Consider the following 20744-nt stretch of genomic DNA (forward strand, 5'->3'; position numbering starts at 1 on the left):
CTGAACTATAGCGACGCCCATCGTTGCTCAAGAGCGTAAATTCTGCATCGGGCTAAACCTTTTTATTGGTTTTAACTCGACTGCTGTAGACATAGATTCCCTCCTTCCAATTTTCTGAGTGGATTGAGCATAATCAACGGAGTGGATGATCGCCACCCTAGGCACAGAAGTCACCTTGCTTCCTAAAACGGACTGTCACAGTGGTGCTCACGGCAATACACCCAGCTGGCTGGTTCATCTAGGTAGTATTCCTTTTTCCAAATGGGCAGGCGGTGTTTGATTTCATCAATGATGTAGGCCGCACCAGCAAAGGCTTGTTTGCGATGAGGTGCCGTTACCCCTACCCAGACAGCAATCTCGCCAAGAGTGAGTCTTCCATAGCGATGGCTGGCGATCGCCCCCAGCAAGTCAAATTTCTCAATGGCTTCTGCCACAATCTGCTCCCCTTCTTTGAGAGCCAAGGCGGGATAGACCTCATATTCTAGGGCAGTGACGATCTTGCCGTGATTATGATTGCGTACCCAGCCCTCAAAGCTAACAAAGGCGCCGGCACTGAAGCTGGCAAGGGGCTGGCACAACTGGGCTGGCTCTAGGGGAGTATGAGTGAGAGAAAACTGTTTAATCAGCATCGGTTAGTTAACCCCCAGCAACAGGGGGAATAAAGACGACCTCATCTCCAGCTCGTAGGGGTTGATCCAGGGCCACAAACCTATCATTAGCCGCAACCTTAATCTGAGCCAGATCAAGGGTAAACCCGTACTGGATCTTGAGTTCTTGGTATAGCTCACCATAAGTTTGGGCAGTGGTGACCCGCTCCTCCTGTTCCCGTTCACTTTGCTCCCGCAGCTGGGCAAAGTAGCGCAAGTAAATTGTTTTAGGTGTTTTAGGGGCGTCGGACATGGTGTAGAGCTTCATGATACTCCTCAGGGGTGTTGATGTTGGCAGTAATGGTCGGCTGAGGTGGGGCAATTCGCTGGCAGGGCGATCGCTGGAGAATTTTCACGGGGCAGTAGATCCCCTCTGCATAGGCTGCCTCAAACACCGGCAGAGCTTGGGGGGTATAAATCGCACACAGGGGCTCTGGGAAGCCCTCTTGGGGATGGTGATAGCAAGTGGCCACCACATCTTCGCGGTAGTGGTGCAGTAGGGGCGCAAGAGTTTCTGTGGTCAGATAAGGTAAATCACAAGCCACTACCAGCCAGTTCACTTGGGGATAGGCTCGCAGGGCGGTTAAGATGCCCGCAATGGGTCCAATCTGGGGAAGGATATCGGGGAGTGTTGGCAAATCGGCCAGGGGAGTCCCCTGCCATTGGTTGGGTTGTGCGGAGAGAAAGACCTGTTCGCAGGACTGAGCCAACAAATTGTAGAGATACTGGGCATGGGGTTCACCGTAGTAGTCTAGCAGGGCTTTGGCCTGACCCATGCGCTGACTTTGGCCGCCGGTGAGTACAAGGCCGTAGAGGGGATATTGGCCGAGGGTTTTCTTGCCACCACTTTTTGCCAGTAGGCGCACCTCGCGAATCACAATGTGGGGGCTAAGGGCTTTGGCCATGTCGTAGATCGTGAGGGCTGCGATCGCTACCCCATGCAGGCTTTCCATTTCCACCCCGGTGCGATCGCAGGTTTTGACTTCACAGCGCAGGCGAATTCGTAGGCCACTCTCTTGGGACTCAATGTCGGTTTCAAAGCGACAACTGGTAATGGGCAAGGGATGACAAAAGGGAATCACCTCGGCGGTACGTTTCACCGCCATTGTGCCAGCAATAATCGCCGTTTGCACCACCGGCCCTTTTTTGAGAAAGAGGTCCCCCCCTTGCACATAGGCCTGAAAGACTGGCGGCAATTCAATGAGAGCTTCTGCCACCGCTCGGCGATCGCTCACGGCCTTCTCGCTAATATCAACCATCTGGGGTTGTTGATTCTCATTGATGTGGGAGAGCATCCTCCTAGCCTCCAATCTGGTGCATCGCATGGTGAACCTCTGCTCCGCGCAGGCTGGGTTTCATGCCCAAGACTTGCTCATAGGCGGCATACCGTTCCCTTTGACTTAAGCCCCGCAGGGACACCCCCGCCTCCTTAAACAGGCACGCCCGCAAGACACCATCGGCGGACAAGCGCCAGCGCGAGCAGTGGCCACAAAAGGGTTGCGATTCTGAAGCGATAAAGCCAATCTGGCCGCCACAGGCCGTCTCAAAGTTAAACGAGGTGGAATCCAAAGGACGCATGACAGGGCGCAGATCATAGTGTTGGCGTAAGCGCTCAATCATCGTAGCAGCACTGACAAAGCGATCGCTCCCCAAGTGGCAAGCATAGCCAATGCGCATCAATTCCAAAAAGCGCACCTCAATCCCTAAGCCCTTGGCGTACTCCACCATTGACACCAGTTCGTGATCATTGACACCCGCCATCACAACCATGTTCAGCTTGACTTGAAACCCTTGGTCAACAGCAGTGGCGATCGCCGCCTTCACCGTTTCCAGGTGATGGCCATGACTAATGGCAGCAAAGGTTTGGGGGTCTAGGCTATCCAGACTGATATTCAAACGCCGCACCCCATAGTGTGCCAAGAGGGGCAAAAAGGGCACCAAGCGAATCCCATTCGTAGTTAAGCTCAGTTGCGGCACCCCCGCTGCCACCAAGGCCGCAACAATCTCAGCAAACTCGGCTCGCAGGAGCGGTTCCCCTCCCGTTAGGCGCACCGACTCAATCCCCAGTTCCACCAGCTCAGCCACAATCGTGGCATACTCTGTGGGGGTTAAATAGGTCTGGGGGGGCATAAAGGCGGCATCCACGGGCATACAGTACATGCAGCGCAAATTGCAGCGATCAGTGATCGAGAGGCGCAACTTGCGAATTTGTCGCCCTTGGCTATCCAGCAAACCTTGGGTACGAATCACTGTGGTGGCAACCATACGTGCTAACTCCAGGGAAAATAGCGATAGCACTCTCCGGCCGCAAACACTCCTTGCAAAGCGGGTAGCTCCAGGAAGCCATCACTGTCAGCCAAGGCCAAAAAGTCACCAGAGTTTTGCATCGGACGAGGATGGGCAATCAGTTCAGCGTTTTTTGTGATTTCTAGTTTAACAGGTAAAAAATAGGTTAAGGGCTTCTCAAAAGAGAAGGGACTGCTCAAACGCGCATAGAGGGGCACAATGTCCAAGACATAGCGGTGTAGGCAAACCAAACTGGAGACAGGATTCCCCGGCAAGCCAAACACTGCCGTTTGCTGAGTGTGATCCACGCCAAACCAGAGGGGTTTTCCGGGGCGCTGGGCAACACCATGGATATATTGCTGCACACCATGATCCCGCCACAGTTGGGGTAAGTAGTCAAACTTGCCCTTGGAAACGCCACCACAATAAATCAGGAGATCGTACTCTTGGCTTGCTTGGCGATAGTGGGTTGCGAGTTGGACTGGATCATCGGGCAAATGGCTGATGCTGACATGGGTGTACCCTTGGCGCCTCAGGGCAGCCATTAGGGCGTAGGCATTGGAGAGCCGTAGTTGATAGGGTTGGGGCACTTCATTGGGAGGAATCAGTTCATTGCCTGTGGCAATAATTTGAGTGCGCGGGGGGCGCCGAACAGGAACTTTGATCTGCCCTACAGAGGCAAGAATGCCCCAAGCCGGACTGTGTAGAGGGGTACCTGCCGCAAGCACCTGTTGACCGGCTAGGGCATCACTCCCACAGCGGTGGACAAATTGATAGGGCGACCACGGTTCGGGGTGGCGGATATGGGCAATGCTGTCCCGAATCTCTAGGGCTTCGTAGGGAATGACCAGATCGCAGCCTTGGGGCAAGGCGGCACCCGTCATCACTTCAAAGCAGGCCTGTGGATCCGTTAACGTGGGGGGTACCTCACCAGCGGGGACAACCCCCAGAATCGGGAAGCTACGCTGACCAGACCCATAGGCTGCCCATCGCAGCGCAATGCCATCCACCATGATCCGGTCAATGGGCGGGTAGGGGCGATCGCTGCTAATCGCTACCGCTAGTCTCCTGTACCAAGGCTCACTCAAGGAGATAATCTCTGTGCCCCAATTGGGCAAATGCTGCTGAATAAGGTCAACGGCTGTTTCAACGGAAATCATGTGCTTAACTCCGAAATAGGCGGCAGTAGAGCGTTTCGTGCTGCATACTGGCAAGGGCTAAGCCCAAGGTACAGCTTTCTAAGTTATCGTCAGTCACATTTAAGCTCTGCTGTACCGTTTGCTGAATTTGCGGCTGAAGTTGGCGCAGGAGTAGTTGACCTGCCGTCTGACCAAGGGGAATCAGTTTCACCGCCGCATTGATCAGGGTGGTGGCCCAACTGTGGAGATAGCCTAAAAGTGCGGTTTCGAGGGGAATGTCTGCAAGGTTAGCGGCAATGCAAAAGGCAACACTGACATTCCAAGGGTAGGGCTGGCCCGTCTGAAGTGCGGGGGGTAGGCGATCGAGGGCAGCGACGAGGTTGATCAATGCTGTTCCCATTTGCCAATTTTGGGCGCGCAGTTCAGCACTTTCGCGGGCAGCAGAGAGCCACGCATTCCACTGGTGAACGGCCTCAAAATCACCCTTGGCGATCGCCCGATAGACCCGCGCCATAACTGCTGTTTCCCACTGGGCACTGCCAAAGGCCAGTTCAAAGCCTAGCCAGTCCTGTAGGGCTGCTGCTGAGGTGATCTGGCCTTGAGCAATTAGAGTCTCCAAGCCCTCGGAGTAGTTAAAGCCGCCAATCGGCAGAGCCGGACTCACCCACTGAAGCAAGGTTAAAAGCGCTGAATCAGTGAGCATGGTAGGCCCCGCGTTCAGGACAAAAGGGGGCAACTTCAAAGGTTACCGTCAAGCCCCGCTGTTCAAGCATGGTTTGCACCACAGAATCTGCGCCCAAGCGAAGGTAATCGGTGTGAATTTCCAAGGGGACGTGGCGATTTCCGAGATGGTAAGCGGCCCGTAGAAGGTCAAGGGGAGTGCTAGCCATCACCTTTAGCGTGGGTTCGGGTTTGGCGTGAACCGTGACTATCACCGTGGCGTCCTCGTCCCGAAGGCGATCGCCTGGCTGTAGGGTGATTCCACGGGGTAGCTTCAGATACAGTGACTCCCCCTCATCACTGTGGCAATGGAGACGACGGCGACACCGTTCCTCTGCGGTCAGTGAGAGGTGCAACTGACGGGCATTTTCCAATGGTGTAGGGCAAAGTTGCGTCAGTGTGAACATTAAACCAGCGTTAACTCGACAATTTTATCAAAGCGGAATGTTTTCACTAGCTGCTGAAGGCCTGCAATCAAGGCGGCTTCTTCAGGTGGGATTTCAGCAATCAGTTCACGAATGCGCTTGGCATTCAGCTTTTTGGCGGCTGCTTGCAGTTCAGCAATCCAGGAAGGCGGCATCACCGTCAAGGCTGTGGGGTCGAGGGTAGGGGGCGGGGGGGCGGCTGGCGGCGTACTATCGTAGGCGTACTCTAGGTGCAACTGGGCCGCCAATCGCTCAAAGAGGATTTGCGGACGAAAGGGCTTGGCAATGTAATCATCACAACCAAGCCCCAGAAGCTCCTGCTTATCTTGCTCAAAGCTACTGGCGGTAACCGCAAGAATTTTCGGTGGGCAGATGGTTTCCCCCCGTTGCAGGCGATCGCCCACTTCTTTTTTGATCTGTCGCGTGGCCGTTTTACCGTCCATGACCGGCATCCGAATATCCATGAGAATGGCATGGGGCTGCCATGCTCGCCAGATCTCCACTGCCTCTTGACCGTTGCTGGCTTCGCGACAACGAAATCCGACCGGTTCTAGGAGTTGAGTGAGGAGTTGGCGATTTTCCGGGAGATCATCCACCACGAGAATGCGCACTTCCGATGTGGGCGATCGCAGGCCAACAATAGTTTGTGCCTTTTCCTCCTCTAGCGATCGCGGATCTCCAAGGTCAATTGGCACCTCGAAGTAGAAGTGGCTGCCTTTGCCCTTGGTGCTACGCACCTGAATATCGCCCCCCATCAATTGCACGAACTGGCGACTAATAGCCAACCCCAGGCCGGTACCTTCGCTGACTTTTTTACTGCTATCGGTTTGGACAAAGGGCTGAAAGAGCATCTTCAACTCCTGCGGGGTCATGCCAATACCCGTATCACTGACTTCAAAGGCCAGGCGAGGGGGCTCTTGGGCTCGATAGCTGACCTTAAGGCAGACGCTCCCCTCCTTGGTGAATTTAATGCCATTCCCCAAGAGGTTGACCAACACTTGGCGGAGCTTCATTTCATCAGTTGTCACCGCCACAGGCAAATTGGCAGCCAAATCAAAGACTAGGCGTAACCCCTTGGCTTCAGCTCGCACCTTCAGCATCTCTTCGAGATCCCGCAGCATCCGCCGCAGATCAAAGGTGGTTTGCTGAAGTATCATCCGTCCGGCCTCAATTTTGGCCATGTCTAGGACATCGTTAATCAAACCTAGTAGGTGTTCGCCACTGCGATTAATCTTTTCCAGGGTTTGGCGATGCTGGGGTGCAAGGGTGCGATCGCTCAGCAAAATTTGGCTAAAGCCGAGAATGGCATTGAGGGGGGTGCGCAGTTCATGGCTCATATTGGCAAGGAAAATACTTTTGGCTTTATTGGCGGCCTCTGCCGCTTCCTTGGCCTTGAGCAACTCTCGCTCCGCTTGATGGCGTTGATGAGCAGCAAGGGCGATGGTTACAATATCAGCCACATTGGCAACAAACCGACGTTCCTCCAGCAGCCAAACCCGCTGTTTGCCAATACTCTCAACACAGATCACTCCCAATAGTTGACCATTGAAGATGATCGGGGTGTCAATGCGGGAATACACCCGTTGCACTCTGGCATACTCCCGCAGTTCATGGGTGCGCGGATCCGTGAGTAAATCATTGATCACGAGGGGTTCACCGCTGCGCAGCAGTTTTAGGTACTCCGGATAGGGGGAATGGGTGAGGTAGGTGGGTTGAGTATGGTTATTGGCGGCAGGGTCGTACTGCACCACACATTTGAGGCGATCGCCCTGGAGTTCCCATGCCGAAGCCCGCTGAACGCGCAGCGTGATCGCAGTTACCTGAATAATCTCCTGCAAAGCCATGCGAAAGTGCCCCTGTTGCACATGGGGAGATTGACTGAGCTGAACAAGGGCAACATTGTGGTCATGGAGCACCCGTTCTTTTTCGCTCAGTTGTTGGTTGGCGGCCTCAAGGGCAGCAGTACGCTGTTTCACCTTCTCTTCAAGCCGCTGATTAAAGTGGTGGAGTTCAGCAAAACTCTCCTGGAGTTGTGCCGCCATATCCACAAAGGTGCGACCGAGGTTCCCTAACTCGTCTTGGCTGTGGGTATCTACCTCCCCTGCAATGTCCAGATTGCCGAGGGCAATTTTGTGAGCGGCGATAGCCAATCTCTGGATTGGACGCACCATATAGCTAGTGACCCCCAAGGTCACCAGACTAATCAAACCAAAGGAAACGACGAGTATCAGCAGACCTGCCCATGTTTCTTGATGAATAAAATCCAGCAGCGCCTCTTCCCTCACCCGGATGGCCAGGCTCCAACCCACTTCAGGAATTGGGGTATAAAAAAACCATTGCCGCTCATTGGAGACCCAATCGGTCATCCAAAGATGACCACTGTGGCCACTGATCATCGCTTCGGCCAAAGCCGCTAAATCACTGCGGTTGTACTCCTTGGCAATGTAAAAGATGGACTGGCCAATGAGCTGAGGATCGCCGTGGAAGATGATCCGTCCCTTGCGATCCAGAACAAAAAACTGCGCCTGCTGTAGCCCTTGGATATCGATTTCCTGTTGCAGTGTTGGCAGTGCCACATCCACCGTGGCAACACCGCGAATTTGCCCCTGGCGGTAAAAGGGAACGGCATAGGTCACCATCCAGACATTACCCGCCCCTTCTTCGAAGTAGGGATCACTCCATTGCGGTTGGCCAGTGCGAACAGCTTCACTGTACCAGTCCCATCTGACCTGGGTGTAGTCGTAAATGTGCCCAATGTCCTTTGGTACCAGTCTGTTGCGATGGATGTCTCTGTAGACGTAGGGGGCAAACAAGCGTTTGCGAGGGGAGAAACTGTAGGGGGTGAAAGTGATCGCTGCCCCATAGGCTAAACGGCTGATTTTGAGATTGCGACGCAGAAATGAATACAGCTCCTCCTCACGGATAGTGGGAAACGCTTCTAAGGCATTGGCACTGGTGGTTGCCAGGCCCGTAATTTCCTGTAGAGCATTGCTAAACTGCTGCGCATAGAGTGACGCCACGTCCTGCTGCCACGCCTCATAGTCAGCGGTACTGCGGCGGATGACCTGCGAGCGAATGTAGAAAAAGAGGCCAGTGTAGATGACCACAATGGGGAATAGCGTTCCCAGCAAGAGCTTATGGCGAAAGGATAGCTTGCTGAGCATGGCGATCGCCCCCCTATCTTTTTTTATTTAGGCTAGCTACAAAAGAGCAAGTCTTTAGGAAAGGGGACTCAGGACTTTACTATCCGTCTGGGGTGCTGCCTCACCTACTACCTCCGGTGTATTGGCTTCCGAGGGCGGCACCACCTGCCAAAAGAGAGGCAAATACTGCTCCCATCGCTCGAGAATCGTGGCCGCCTTTGCACTGCCCGTACGCTCGTGGTGGGCAATAATGAGTTGCTTGAGTTGAGCGGCGCCAATGGCAGAGGTGACCCGCTGCAGCTTGACAATTTCAGGGTTGACCTTGGCAGGGAAGTTACCGGCTTCATCCAAAATGTAGGCCAAGCCCCCCGTCATGCCAGCAGCCACATTGCGACCCGTGGTACCCAAGACCACCACCACCCCACCGGTCATATATTCACAGCAGTGATCCCCTGTGCCCTCCACAACGGCATAGGCCTTGGAGTTGCGAACAGCAAAGCGCTCACCCGCCCGGCCATTGGCAAAGAGGAACCCACCGGTGGCGCCATAGAGGCAGGTATTGCCAATAATGACGTTGTCTGCAGCCGCGTAGGGGGCATTGGCAGGGGGCTGGATAATGATTTCACCCCCATGCATTCCCTTGCCCACATAATCGTTGGCCTCACCGGTGAGCTTCAGAATCATCCCCGGCAAGTTGAAGGCGCCAAAGCTCTGGCCAGCACTGCCTCGGAAGTTGAGGGTAATCTGACCTTCAAAACCAGTGTTGCCGTACTTTTTGGCGATGACACCGGCAATACGTGCCCCCACGGTGCGATCGGTGTTGGCAATGGGCAGCTCTAGTTCAACGGTTTGCTGCTTTTCAATGGCGGCTTGCACCTCTGGGCGTGCCAAAATGGCATCATCGAGAACGGTGCCGTTACTGTGCACTGGTTCGTGCTGTAACCAGCGGCGATCGCTCCGTGTATCGGGCAGCTTCGTCAGGCAAGCCAAATTCAGCGGACCCGTCTTGGTCAGGGTGACATTCTGCCGCGGCACCAGTAAATCGGCGCGGCCAATGATCTCATTGAGGGTGCGGTAGCCCAGCTTGGCCAGAATGGAGCGCACCTCTTCCGCAATAAAGAGGAAGAAGTTCACCACATGCTCCGGGAGGCCGGGGAAACGTTTGCGCAGGTCCTCTTTTTGGGTGGCCACGCCCACGGGGCAGTTATTGGTGTGGCAAATCCGGGCCATGATACAGCCCTCAGCAATCATGGCCACTGAGCCAAAGCCAAATTCCTCGGCACCCATTAGGGCTCCCATGACCACGTCCCAGCCACACTTGAGGCCACCATCCACCCGCAGAATGACGCGATCGCGCAGTTGGTTCTCCAGGAGAACACGGTGCACCTCCGTTAGGCCTAGTTCCCAGGGACTGCCGGCATGCTTAATCGAACTCAGGGGTGAGGCGCCAGTGCCACCATCGTGGCCGGAAATTTGAATCACATCGGCATTGGCTTTTGCTACCCCAGCAGCGATCGTACCGATACCAATTTCGGCCACCAGCTTCACGGAGACTTGCGCTTGGGGGTTGATCTGGTGGAGATCGAAGATGAGTTGTGCCAAATCTTCAATCGAGTAGATATCGTGGTGAGGGGGCGGTGAAATCAGGGAGACCCCCGGCTTAGAGCGCCGCAGCATGGCAATGTAGGGGCTTACTTTGCTGCCCGGCAGTTGCCCCCCTTCCCCCGGTTTTGCCCCCTGGGCAATCTTAATTTCAATTTGCTGGGCATTGATCAAATACTCGGGAGTGACACCAAAGCGACCGGAAGCGACCTGTTTAATGGCTGAGCTAGCGGTATCGCCATTGCGCAGGCCCCGCAGATGGGGAAATTGGGGAGAGTGCCCCTCGGCATCGACATCCGTGAGCACTTGAAAACGAATGGGATCTTCACCGCCCTCGCCGGAGTTGGATTTGGCACCGAGGCGGTTCATGGCGATCGCGAGCACCTCATGGGCTTCCCGCGAGAGGGCCCCCAAGGACATCCCCCCCGTACAGAAGCGTTTGACAATTTCACTGGCGGGTTCAACCGCCTCTAGGGGAATACTGGGGCGATCGCTTTGGAAGTCTAGGAGATCCCGCAGTGCCGTGGGTACCCGACCGGTGAGTTGGCGACGATAGATCTCGTAATGGTCATAGCTATTACTGCTCACGGCCTTGTGGAGTGCCTTGGCCATCTCCGGATTGTTCATGTGGTACTCGCCACCCGGACGGAATTGAACAAAGCCAAAGTTCTCCAGTTTTTTGGCGGTGAGTTCGGGGAAGGCCTTGTGGTGAAAGGCAATGGTTTCTTGAGCCAAGTCTTGGAGGGTGAGACCTCCCACCCGCGACGTGGTGCCAATGAAAGCCTTGTTGAGCAGGTCATCGCCAATGCCAATGGCCTCAAAAATTTGGGCACCGCGGTAACTTGCAATCAAAGAGATGCCCATCTTGGAGAGGATTTTCAGGAGTCCCTCCTCGACCGCTTTGCGATAGTTGGCCTGCACCTGTTGCAGCGTCAGTTGCGGTAGTTTGCCTTTAGCCATCAAGCTTTGGGTGCGATCGCTATGCCACCACTGGCGAATGGTTTCCCAGGTCAGGTAGGGACACACTGCCCCAGCCCCATAGCCAATCAGACAGGCAAAGTGATGGGTACTCCAGCATTGGGCTGTTTCCACCACAAGGGAGGCACGACGGCGAATGCCCTGGGCAATCAAGTGGTGGTGCACTGCACCGACGGCCAATAGGGGCGGAATGTAGGAGGTCTCCGCATCCAAAAGATGGGGTTCACCAGCAAGGTTGTGGCGATCGCTCAGCACCAGGATTTCGGCGCCTCCTTTAACTGCGGCGGCAGCCTGTTCGCAGAGGCGATCCACAGCGGCCTCAAGACCTGCAGGCCCTTGGGCGATCGCAAATTGGGTTGAAAGGCGTGTGGCGCCAAAGGGGGCCTTGAGAATTTCCTCTAGCTCCGCCTCGTTAATCAGGGGTGAATTGAGTTGCAGCAGGCGAGCATGTTCCGGGCTTTCAACGAGCAGATTCCCCCGCTTGCCAAGGCGAGTCACCAGCGACATCACCAATTTTTCCCGCAGCGGATCAATGGCGGGATTCGTCACTTGGGCAAAGCGCTGCTTGAAGTAGTCGTAGAGCAAGTGGGGTTGCTGAGACAGCACCGCCAAGGGAATGTCGTCCCCCATGCAGAAGGTGGGTTCCTTGCCCTCCTTCGCCATGGCCTCAATGATCATTTCCACATCTTCGGCACTGAAGCCAAAGGCCATTTGCTGTTGCAGGCAGGTTTGCGGATCAAGGGTGGGGGCTTCACCGTAGGGTTGGGGGGCAAGTTCTTGGCGATAGGCTTTCAGCCATTCACCGTAGGGCTGCTGCTGTGCCACCCGCTGTTTGATTTCCCAGTTGGTGAGCAGTTCTTGGTGCTCCAAGTCAACGGCAATCATCTGCCCGGGGCCGAGGCGGCCCTTTGCAATCACCCTTGCCTCGTCAATTTGGATCGTGCCCGCCTCCGAAGCCACAATCACTAGGTCATCACTGGTGAGGATGTAGCGGGCGGGTCGTAGGCCATTGCGATCGAGGGTGGCGCCGACAATTTTGCCATCGGAAAAGGCCACCAGAGCAGGACCATCCCAAGCTTCTTGAAGGCCGCTGTAGTATTCATAAAAGTCCACCACCTCTGGGTGATCTGCCAAATCGGGCTGATTTTGATAGGCCTCGGGAACCAACATCATCATTGCCTGCAAGGGCTGCCGTCCCGATTGCACCAGCAGTTCAAGGACGTTGTCGAGGTTTGCCGAGTCGCTGTTTTCGGCGTTAACAATGGGCAGCAGGTCGGTAAAGGCCTCTCCCCAGTAGGGATGGCTCAATTGAGCAGAGCGCGCCCGCATCCAGTTAATATTTCCTAGGAGGGTATTGATTTCGCCATTGTGCCCCAGCATCCGCATCGGTTGAGCCAAGGGCCACTTGGGCATTGTGTTGGTACTAAAGCGACGGTGATACAGAGCAAAGGGGGTAATGTACTTCGGGTTGCGTAGATCGTCGTAAAACTGAGCCAGCACCACCGATCGCACCATGCCTTTATAGACAATCGTGCGGGTCGAGAAGGAGCAAATATAAAAGTCCCGTTGCCAGTCGGCTTTCGTGTGGGCGATCGCCCGCTCAATACGCTTGCGCGTCAAATAGAGTTGCCGCTCCAGTTCATCGCCACTGGCTTTGCTCGAAGCCACAAAAAGCTGCTCAATCTGAGGCTGATTTTGTTTTGCTTGTACCCCCAACACACTGGGGTTCACGGGCACAGGTCGCCAGCCCAACAGGCGCAGCTCATTTTCACTGAGGACTTTTTCAACAATGGCTTTGGCTGCTGCGGTGGCCGCCCCTTGGGGTAAAAAGATCATCCCTACCCCAATCCGTTGCCGCGGAATGCCAAACTCTGGCAACAATTCCCACGGAATCGCCGTCATGATGCCTGCACCATCCCCCGAGTCGCGATCCGCACTACAGCCCCCGCGATGTTCAAGGCAGGTCAATCCCTCAAGGGCTTGGGTCAAGATGCGGTGACTGGCCACCCCCTTGCGATGGGCAACAAAACCCACACCACAGGCATCTCGCTCGGCCACAAGCCAAGGCTGTCCATGGTAACCAACTGGATGCACGGGGGAAGAAACGGTGGATTGTTGCATGGGTCTGAAAGCGTTCAATCGACTGAGGGATTCCAAACGTTGTCTCGGCAACAGCAACCTGCTCTAGGGACTCAAAAAGGCCACGACTCCAACGGGTGAGCCAAGGCGACAGTTGGGGATGAGAGAGTGCTGGCAGTGGAGCAACGCATAGGGTCTTTCGCTATTATAGGGGTTTCTTTTGGATCCAGAAACGCCAAAGCAAGAGATTGTTAAGGTTTGGCCATCGGGACAGCAAAACCCGCGATCGCCGAGGCGGCCTTGAGGGCTAGAATGCCACTGCCGAGAGGGGTTGAGGTTGGCGGCAGGCTAGCGTGATATGGTTAAATGTTCCACCTGAACAACAAGGCTGCCCGATTCATCCTATTCCGCGCTGGAGACCTCTACCTTCAGGCAGGGGAGGAAAGCCCGGCCTCCATTGAGTTATTGCATGTGACAAACTCCTTTAGTAAAATGTAAGGGATAAAGTTGCGATGACTGTGACTTTAACACGGCTATCAACAATTTTGGCGGCCGGGCAGGCCGTGACCGCACGTGGAGACGGTGCTAGACCTGTTCAAGTTTCGGCTTGTTCGGGCGACTGTCTGTGAAGCGTGGACGATCCTGATGCCTCTGGTGTCAGAAATCCCCTGTCTTCAGGCGGGGGAAGATATCAATGCTTGGTAGAACACGCCCATGAGCTTTGCTGCTGATTCTTCTCGGATCATTCCCACTGAGTTGCGGGAGGAAATTTCGCGCTCTTACCTTGAATATGCCATGAGCGTCATTGTTGGGCGTGCCCTTCCCGATGCCCGCGATGGTCTCAAACCCGTACACCGCCGTATTCTCTATGCAATGTACGAGTTGGGGCTGACCAGCGATCGCCCCTTCCGCAAATGTGCCCGTGTGGTGGGGGAAGTACTAGGGAAATATCACCCCCACGGCGATTCGGCGGTCTATGATGCCCTGGTGCGGATGGCCCAGGACTTCTCCATGCGTCACCCCCTGATTGAGGGCCATGGCAACTTTGGCTCCATTGACAACGATCCACCGGCGGCGATGCGGTACACCGAGTGTCGGCTGCAAGCCCTGGCCACGGAAGCCCTGTTGCAGGACATTGAGCAGGAAACCGTTGACTTTGTGGATAACTTTGATGGCTCACAGCAGGAGCCCCTGGTGTTACCGGCACGAATTCCCCAGTTGCTGCTCAATGGGGCCTCCGGCATTGCCGTGGGTATGGCCACCAATATCCCGCCCCATAACTTGGGAGAACTGGTGGATGGGCTGGTGGCCCTCATCCATCATCCTCAGATGAGCGATCGCGAGCTAATGCGCTACATTCCGGGGCCTGATTTCCCGACCGGCGGGCATATCCTCGGCCAAGGGGGGATTGAAGAGGCCTACACCACCGGTCGCGGTTCGATGACGCTGCGGGCAGTGGCCACCATTGAAACCCTTGAAGCGCCGGGGCGCCAACCCCGCGAGGCTATTATCATTACGGAGTTACCCTACCAAACCAACAAGGCAGCACTCATGGAAAAAATTGCCGAGTTGGTCAACGAGAAAAAAATTGAGGGCATTGCCGATCTGCGTGACGAGAGCGATCGCGATGGGATTCGGGTGGTGATTGAGCTAAAGCGGGATGCCCACCCCCGCGTGGTGCTGAACAATCTTTACAAGCAAACGCCGCTACAGGTGAATTTTGGCGCCAATATGCTGGCGATCGTCAACGGCGAGCCGCAACTGCTGACCCTCAAGCGCAGTTTAGAGGTGTTCCTGCGTTTCCGCGAAGAGGCGATCGCCCGCCGTACCCGCTATGCCCTGCGCAAGGCCGAAGAACGGGATCACCTGCTCCAAGGATTGCTGGTGGCGCTGGCTAATCTCGATGCCGTGATTCAACTCATTCGCAGCGCCAGTGACACTGCCCTTGCTCGCCAGCAATTGATGCAAACCTATGCCCTCAGTGAGGCCCAAGCCGATGCCATTTTACAGATGCAACTGCGGCGCCTCACCGCCCTAGAGGCGGAAAAAATTGAGCGAGAGCATGCCGAGCTGCAGCGGCAAATTGCCGATTACCGCGATATTTTGGCCCATCGGCAGCGGGTACTGGAGATCATTGAAAAAGAAGTCACCGAACTCAAGGCCAAGTTTGCCACGCCGCGGCGATCGCGAATTGTGCAAGCGGATGGGGAGATTAGCGACATCGATTTAATTGCCAACGATAAATCCGTCATTCTCGTTACCCAGCAGGGCTACATCAAGCGGATGCCGGTGGATACCTTTGAAGCCCAAAGTCGCGATGGCCGGGGACGCAAAGGGGCAGAGATTAAGGAAGATGATGCCGTTGAGCACTTCTTTAGCTGTAATGATCACGATCGCATTCTTTTCTTTAGCGATCGCGGTTTAGTCTATGCCTTGGCTGCCTACCAAATTCCCAGTGGCTCCCGCCAAGCCCGCGGCACCCCCATTGTCCAACTACTGCCCATTCCCCGCGAGGAAAAAATTACCTCCGTCATTGCTGTTCAAGAGTTTAGTGAAGATGAGTATCTCGTGATGCTCACCCGTAAGGGCTTCATTAAGAAAACACCACTGGCGGCCTTTAGTCATATCCGCAGCAATGGCCTAATTGCTATTTCCCTTGAGGAGGGAGATCAACTGCGGTGGGTGCGGCGTACCCGCGAACAGGACACCATTATCATCGGCTCGCGGCAGGGTATGGCGATTCATTTTCGCGCCAGTCACGATCAACTGCGCCCCCTTGGCCGTGCCACCCGCGGGGTCAAATCCATGAACCTGCGGCCGGGGGATGAACTGGTGGGGATGGATATTCTACCGGCGGCGATCGCCAACCGTTTTGCCACCCCCTCTGAGGATGACAGTGGCGAGATTGAAGATTCTGAGGAAACAGTCGCCCACAGTGAGGGCCCTTGGGTACTAGTGATCACCACCAATGGTTACGGCAAGCGGGTACCGGTGCAACAGTTCCGGCTGCAAAACCGCGCTGGCATGGGCATTACCGCCACCAAGTTCAAAGCCAAAAGTAATGAGGATCAACTGGCGGCATTGCGGATTGTCAATGCTGGGGATGAACTAATGATTGTCACCAGTCGCGGCATCATTATTCGCCAAAAGGTGATGGACATTTCCTCCCAGTCGCGATCGGCCACGGGTGTCCGTCTGCAACGGCTAGATGAGGATGATGCAATTGTCACAGCAGCCGTCTTGCCCCCCGGTAGCATGGAGGCAGCGGCAGATTGAGTACCACCGCCTTTCTCACGGGTGCCAGTGGCTTTGTCGGTACCCATGTGGCTCAGGTGCTCACAGAGAGGGGGTATTGCGTCCGTGCCCTGGTGCGGCAACCGCAGCGGGCGGATCATCTCAAGGCATGGGATGTGGAGCTGGTGCAAGGGGATTTAAGGACGAGTGACCTCGTCACCTTGATGCGGGGGTGCCAAGTGCTCTTCCATGCTGCAGCCCACTACAGTCTGTGGCGGCGCGATCGCTCCCTTCTCTATGCCGTTAATGTGGCCGGCACCCGTCGCATCTTGGCCGCTGCCCGTGAGGCTGGTATTGAGCGCACGGTTTACACCAGTTCTGTCGCCGCCATTGGGGTTGATCCCAGGGGCCAACCCACCACCGAAGCCTACCAAAGCCCCCCCGAAAAACTGATCAGCGAGTACAAGCGCTCCAAGTACTGGGCAGAGCAAGTGGCTCACGAGGCAATCTCCCAGGGCCAAGATATTGTGATTGTCAACCCCAGTACCCCCATTGGTGCCTGGGATGCAAAGCCCACCCCTACGGGTGAAATCATCCTGCGCTTTTTACGGCGACAGATGCCCTTTTACGTCAACACGGGACTGAACCTGATCCATGTGCGGGACGTGGCGATCGGTCATCTTTTGGCCTTAGAAAAAGGCAAAACCGGTGAACGCTACATCCTCGGTCACCAAAACCTAACGCTGGCGGACATTCTAGGACGATTAGCTGCGATGACTGGGCTGCCCCGCCCCCTTGGCGAAATTCCCATTGTGATTCCCTTAGGGGTGGCTTGGTTGGATGAAGTAGTGTTGGGGGCTTTGGGCAAACCACCCGCGATTCCCTTGGATGGGGTGCGGATGGCACAGCAAAAAATGTTTTACGATGCCCGCAAAGCTGTGGCTGAATTGGGCTTGCCCCAGACGCCGATTGATCAGGCACTGCGGGACGCCGTGACTTGGTACCGCGAACGGGGCTACTGCCCCTAGGGTTTACGATATAGTGAGGAGTGGAAATTATGAAGTTTAGTTAAGAGCTATGTTGGTTGCGCCCTTTGCCTCTCAGTTGCCCTTTGTGGAAGAGACGCTGCACAGTAGCTATCAAGCCCTGCAATGGGGTAAAAACATTTTTGCGATCGCCCACAAAACCCTGAGTGCGCGGCTGTTGAATACGGTCTTTCCCACGGAAGAACGGACGCAACCCCTCAGCCCCGAGTTGCAAGCCTGGCTCAAGGAACGCTACGAAGCTCTCCTGCAGCAAGATTGGCAGGACGCCGCCGCCGGTTTCTATCCTGCTACTTTGCTCTTTGATGCCCCTTGGGAAGAGTTCCTCCGCTTTTATCCCCTGCTGTTGCTAGACTTGCCGCAGATGTGGCAGCGGGCGCGATCGCGCCAATTTCAGGAGTTTGCTCACAACGTGCGCCTTGAGGACTATCCGCAGTACTATCGGCAGAACTTCCACTACCAAACCGATGGCTACCTCAGTGACACGTCCGCCAACCTCTACGATATCCAAGTGGAACTGCTCTTTGGGGGCACGGCAGATGCCATGCGGCGGCGCGTGATTGCCCCCATTGCCCAACAAGTTGTTGCTCATCCTCCCACGCCACCCCTGCGCATTCTCGATGTTGCCTGTGGCACCGGTCGCACCCTCAAACAATTGCGCTACGCTTTCCCAGGGGCAGTGCTATTTGGCCTTGATTTGTCCCCCGCCTACCTGCGCAAAGCCAACGCCCTACTAGCGACCCAGACGGGTGCGCTGCCGCAACTGATTCAGGGCAATGCTGAAAGCCTCCCCTACGTAGATAGCTATTTCAGTGCCATCACCTGTGTGTTTCTCTTCCATGAACTGCCCGCCCCCGTGCGCCAAAACGTCATCCATGAATGCGCCCGCGTTCTCCAGCCGGGGGGCATCTTTGTCATCTGTGACTCGATTCAATCCTTGGATTCCCCAGAGCAGCGGCCGATGATGGAAAACTTTGCCAACCTTTTCCACGAGCCCTTTTACCGCAACTATATCGAGGATGATCTCAACCTCCGCTTAGAAAAGGCGGGTCTAGTGGTTAAAGAGGTGCAGCACCACTTTATGAGTAAGTATTGGGTAGCGGTTAAGCCTTCTTAGCCAAAAAGACCTAGTCCGCTACGCTTTGTAACAGTGCCTACCGGCTGCGATGGGGTACGGGCTAGGCTGAAGGTAGGAGGTCAACAGACCTTTTCCCCGTTGCAGTCTGGAGGATTCACTCATGGATGGGCTGGCATGGCAGGCGGCGTTTGTCTCTGGCTTGGCGGAAGTCGATGAGGAGCATCAGGCACTCTTGGAGATGTTACAGCAGCTACGCTCAGCGATCGCCGCCGGGGCAACCTTTTCCCAGGTAAAACCGCAGTTACTAGCGTGTGCCAGGGAAACGGAACGCCACTTGCAGCACGAAGAAACCCTGATGGCTACTGCCAACCATCCCCTCTATCTCTCCCACCGTGCCGCTCACCAAAATCTGCTGCGAGATTTGAGTGGCCTGCTTGAGGAGGTGCACGGGCATCCTGAAAACCTAACGCCGGAAACAATAGAGGCCATTGGTACGCTGGTGGTGCGCCATATTTGCGAAGAAGATTTACCGATGCTTTACCTGCTCACCCATCCCGAGGCGCTAGCGCAGCACCAAGGGGCTGAATTAACGGCTGAAAATGCCTTCTAAATGCCTGGGCTAACTGCTGGTTTTGCGATGTTGGATGGCCGTTAAGCCACTGGTTTGCAGCAACTCGCCACTCTCGACCACGGCATAGATGAGCCAGTGGTTGCCACAGTTCATGCGGGACTCTACGGTGCACTCCAAATAGGCAAGGGCATCGAGCAAAATGGGGGCACCACTCTCAGCGCTTTTGAGGCCAAGGGTAGCTAGCTGTTGCTCACCCAAGCGTTGTGCCTGCTGAAATTGACGTACGAGGGGACTGCCTTCCTTGAGGATATTCAAGACAAAGCGATCGCCCACTAGGCAGAGGCTTTCTGCCCATTCCTGAGGCAAGGAGACGGTGATGCCGGGGGGATTAAAGGAGGCTTGGGAGACCGACGACACCAAAATAGCCGCCGCTTGGGTAAGGTGAAAACACCCTTCGGGTAGGGTGGTCAGAACACACAGGGAACCGACCACCCGATTCACCGCCTGTTCGGTGCGATCCACTTGTGCCTCCGCTAGGCTGGAAGGGCGGACAGTGCGGCTCTTGCGCAGTTTCTTCAGGGCTTGGGCAAACTCGTTGGCGGCAATTTGACATTTTTCCAAGTCCGTGGCTGTGGGGGTAAATTTCACCCGCAGGGTTTCAAAGCCAAGGGTATAGCCAGCATCGAGGAGCTTTTGCTCAATGTCATCAATGGCCTCACCACTCCAGCCGTAGGAGCCAAAGACTCCCGCCAGCTTTGTTTGGCTGCCCTCCGCCAAGATAAACCCCAAGGCGGTCTGGACTTGGGTGGGCATGTGTCCCCCTAGGGTGGGGGAGCCAATGATAAAGCCGTCGCTACTGTGGATCAAGGCTTGCATTTCCGCAGGGGGTGTGGTTTCACAGTTAACGGCTTCCACTTGCACACCGGCGGCGGTTAGGCCTTGGGCGATCGCATTGGCCAGAATTGCCGTATTGCCATAGGCAGAGGCATAGAACAATGCCACTTTGGTTTCCTGTTCCGCTTGGGCTTGGCACCAGTCGCGATAGTCCTGGAAGAGGCGGCTACGGCTAAACTTGACAATCGGGCCGTGGGCCGGGGCATAGAGGCGCGGTGGCGGTGTCAGTTCTGCCAAGCGATCCAAAATACTTTCCACTTGGCGGGTTTGTGCCGCATGCAAACATTCAAAATAGTAGGCACGATCCTCATCCAGTTTTTTCCACTGCTCATCGTAGAGACTGTCGCCACAGACATGGGCGCCAAAGAGCTTGTCGCTGAAGACAATTTGATTTTGGGGATCAACGGTAATGAGACCATCGGGCCAGCGGGGCGTAGCAGCGGCAATAAACATGAGTTGGCGATCGCCCCCCAACTCCAAGGGGGTGTCCGCCCGCGCAATCCAGAGATGCAACTGCTCGCCAATAGCAGAGCGCAATGTCACTGCCCCGGCCTTAGAGCAGACAAGAGTGATCTGGGGTGCTTTTTCCAGCAGGACCTTGACGGTGGCAAGGCGATTGGAGTTGACATGACTGAGGATCAGGTACCGCAGTTGATTGAGATCAATGTGGCGCTGCAGTTCCTGTAAATAAATCTGGGTAAAGGATTCACCCGGTGGATCCAGGAGCGCCGGCTGAGGAGCTTGAATGAGGTAGGAGTTGGAGGTGGTTCCCTGCTGGCGGCCGTACTCCACTTCAAACTTCAGCCGATCCCAAGTGCGCGATCGCAAGACCAAAACCCCCGGTGCAATTTCCGCCACTTGGACGTCCCGCGGACGCGTTTCCGTTAGCATTGGATACCTCCTAA

Annotated in this window: 14 protein-coding genes; 4 read left to right on the forward strand and 10 right to left on the reverse strand. The window is 55.5% G+C overall.

Annotated elements, in window-relative coordinates; all coding sequences use genetic code 11:
• Nucleotides 1-182: 182 nt before the first annotated feature.
• The 9 genes from TLL_RS06905 to TLL_RS06945 are packed head-to-tail and all read right to left on the reverse strand — an operon-like array spanning nucleotide 183 to nucleotide 13061.
• Nucleotides 183-629, reverse strand: a complete 447-nt coding sequence (locus TLL_RS06905) for a molybdenum cofactor biosynthesis protein MoaE (protein ID WP_011057200.1) — start codon at nucleotides 627-629, stop codon at nucleotides 183-185.
• A 7-nt stretch (nucleotides 630-636) separates the two neighbouring features.
• Nucleotides 637-900 (reverse strand): MoaD/ThiS family protein, encoded by a 264-nt coding sequence (locus TLL_RS06910; protein WP_011057201.1) that lies wholly within the window; start codon nucleotides 898-900, stop codon nucleotides 637-639.
• The gene (moaC, locus tag TLL_RS06915) at nucleotides 884-1942 is read right to left on the reverse strand and encodes a cyclic pyranopterin monophosphate synthase MoaC (protein ID WP_164920858.1); all 1059 of its coding nucleotides are present in this window, start codon (nucleotides 1940-1942) and stop codon (nucleotides 884-886) included. The genes TLL_RS06910 and moaC overlap by 17 nt, the downstream gene beginning before the upstream one ends.
• Before the next feature lie 4 nt (nucleotides 1943-1946).
• The gene (gene moaA / locus TLL_RS06920) at nucleotides 1947-2912 is read right to left on the reverse strand and encodes a GTP 3',8-cyclase MoaA (RefSeq protein ID WP_164920859.1); all 966 of its coding nucleotides are present in this window, start codon (nucleotides 2910-2912) and stop codon (nucleotides 1947-1949) included.
• A gap of 5 nt (nucleotides 2913-2917) precedes the next feature.
• Complete coding sequence (locus TLL_RS06925; protein WP_011057204.1) at nucleotides 2918-4093, reverse strand: molybdopterin molybdotransferase MoeA; 1176 nt, start codon at nucleotides 4091-4093, stop codon at nucleotides 2918-2920.
• A gap of 4 nt (nucleotides 4094-4097) precedes the next feature.
• The gene (locus TLL_RS06930; RefSeq protein WP_011057205.1) at nucleotides 4098-4775 is read right to left on the reverse strand and encodes an urease accessory protein UreF; all 678 of its coding nucleotides are present in this window, start codon (nucleotides 4773-4775) and stop codon (nucleotides 4098-4100) included.
• Entirely contained in the window at nucleotides 4765-5199 is a 435-nt protein-coding gene (ureE, locus tag TLL_RS06935; RefSeq protein WP_011057206.1) for an urease accessory protein UreE, read from the reverse strand. Before ureE ends, TLL_RS06930 begins: the two co-directional genes overlap by 11 nt.
• Entirely contained in the window at nucleotides 5199-8381 is a 3183-nt protein-coding gene (locus TLL_RS06940; RefSeq protein ID WP_011057207.1) for an ATP-binding protein, read from the reverse strand. Before TLL_RS06940 ends, ureE begins: the two co-directional genes overlap by 1 nt.
• A gap of 54 nt (nucleotides 8382-8435) precedes the next feature.
• Nucleotides 8436-13061, reverse strand: a complete 4626-nt coding sequence (locus tag TLL_RS06945) for a glutamate synthase-related protein (RefSeq protein ID WP_011057208.1) — start codon at nucleotides 13059-13061, stop codon at nucleotides 8436-8438.
• Nucleotides 13062-13733: 672 nt separating this feature from the next.
• Between TLL_RS06945 and gyrA the strand changes: the two genes are divergently transcribed.
• The 4 genes from gyrA (at nucleotide 13734) to TLL_RS06965 (ending at nucleotide 18984) form a co-directional block, all read left to right on the forward strand.
• Nucleotides 13734-16295, forward strand: coding sequence for a DNA gyrase subunit A (gene gyrA / locus TLL_RS06950; RefSeq protein WP_011057209.1), 2562 nt, complete (start codon nucleotides 13734-13736; stop codon nucleotides 16293-16295).
• Nucleotides 16292-17281 (forward strand): hopanoid-associated sugar epimerase, encoded by a 990-nt coding sequence (hpnA, locus tag TLL_RS06955; protein ID WP_164920860.1) that lies wholly within the window; start codon nucleotides 16292-16294, stop codon nucleotides 17279-17281. Before gyrA ends, hpnA begins: the two co-directional genes overlap by 4 nt.
• 49 nt (nucleotides 17282-17330) lie before the next feature.
• Nucleotides 17331-18413: a class I SAM-dependent methyltransferase gene (locus TLL_RS06960; RefSeq protein WP_011057211.1), complete on the forward strand. Its 1083-nt coding sequence runs from the start codon at nucleotides 17331-17333 to the stop codon at nucleotides 18411-18413.
• Nucleotides 18414-18534: 121 nt separating this feature from the next.
• Entirely contained in the window at nucleotides 18535-18984 is a 450-nt protein-coding gene (locus TLL_RS06965) for a hemerythrin family protein (protein ID WP_011057212.1), read from the forward strand.
• Nucleotides 18985-18993: 9 nt separating this feature from the next.
• Here the strand turns inward: TLL_RS06965 and TLL_RS06970 are convergent, their stop codons facing one another.
• Nucleotides 18994-20730 (reverse strand): diflavin flavoprotein, encoded by a 1737-nt coding sequence (locus TLL_RS06970; RefSeq protein WP_011057213.1) that lies wholly within the window; start codon nucleotides 20728-20730, stop codon nucleotides 18994-18996.
• Nucleotides 20731-20744 lie beyond the last annotated feature (14 nt).

Source organism: Thermosynechococcus vestitus BP-1 (assembly GCF_000011345.1).
Classification (GTDB): Bacteria; Cyanobacteriota; Cyanobacteriia; order Thermosynechococcales; family Thermosynechococcaceae; genus Thermosynechococcus; species Thermosynechococcus vestitus.

Bases quoted from the DNA above. Each gene is read 5' to 3' on its own strand.
- TLL_RS06905 (WP_011057200.1), bottom strand. From the start codon at position 629: ATGCTGATTAAACAGTTTTCTCTCACTCATACTCCCCTAGAGCCAGCC.
- TLL_RS06910 (WP_011057201.1), bottom strand. From the start codon at position 900: ATGTCCGACGCCCCTAAAACACCTAAAACAATTTACTTGCGCTACTTT.
- moaC (WP_164920858.1), bottom strand. From the start codon at position 1,942: ATGCTCTCCCACATCAATGAGAATCAACAACCCCAGATGGTTGATATT.
- moaA (WP_164920859.1), bottom strand. From the start codon at position 2,912: ATGGTTGCCACCACAGTGATTCGTACCCAAGGTTTGCTGGATAGCCAA.
- TLL_RS06925 (WP_011057204.1), bottom strand. From the start codon at position 4,093: ATGATTTCCGTTGAAACAGCCGTTGACCTTATTCAGCAGCATTTGCCC.
- TLL_RS06930 (WP_011057205.1), bottom strand. From the start codon at position 4,775: ATGCTCACTGATTCAGCGCTTTTAACCTTGCTTCAGTGGGTGAGTCCG.
- ureE (WP_011057206.1), bottom strand. From the start codon at position 5,199: ATGTTCACACTGACGCAACTTTGCCCTACACCATTGGAAAATGCCCGT.
- TLL_RS06940 (WP_011057207.1), bottom strand. From the start codon at position 8,381: ATGCTCAGCAAGCTATCCTTTCGCCATAAGCTCTTGCTGGGAACGCTA.
- TLL_RS06945 (WP_011057208.1), bottom strand. From the start codon at position 13,061: ATGCAACAATCCACCGTTTCTTCCCCCGTGCATCCAGTTGGTTACCAT.
- gyrA (WP_011057209.1), top strand. From the start codon at position 13,734: ATGAGCTTTGCTGCTGATTCTTCTCGGATCATTCCCACTGAGTTGCGG.
- TLL_RS06960 (WP_011057211.1), top strand. From the start codon at position 17,331: ATGTTGGTTGCGCCCTTTGCCTCTCAGTTGCCCTTTGTGGAAGAGACG.
- TLL_RS06965 (WP_011057212.1), top strand. From the start codon at position 18,535: ATGGATGGGCTGGCATGGCAGGCGGCGTTTGTCTCTGGCTTGGCGGAA.
- TLL_RS06970 (WP_011057213.1), bottom strand. From the start codon at position 20,730: ATGCTAACGGAAACGCGTCCGCGGGACGTCCAAGTGGCGGAAATTGCA.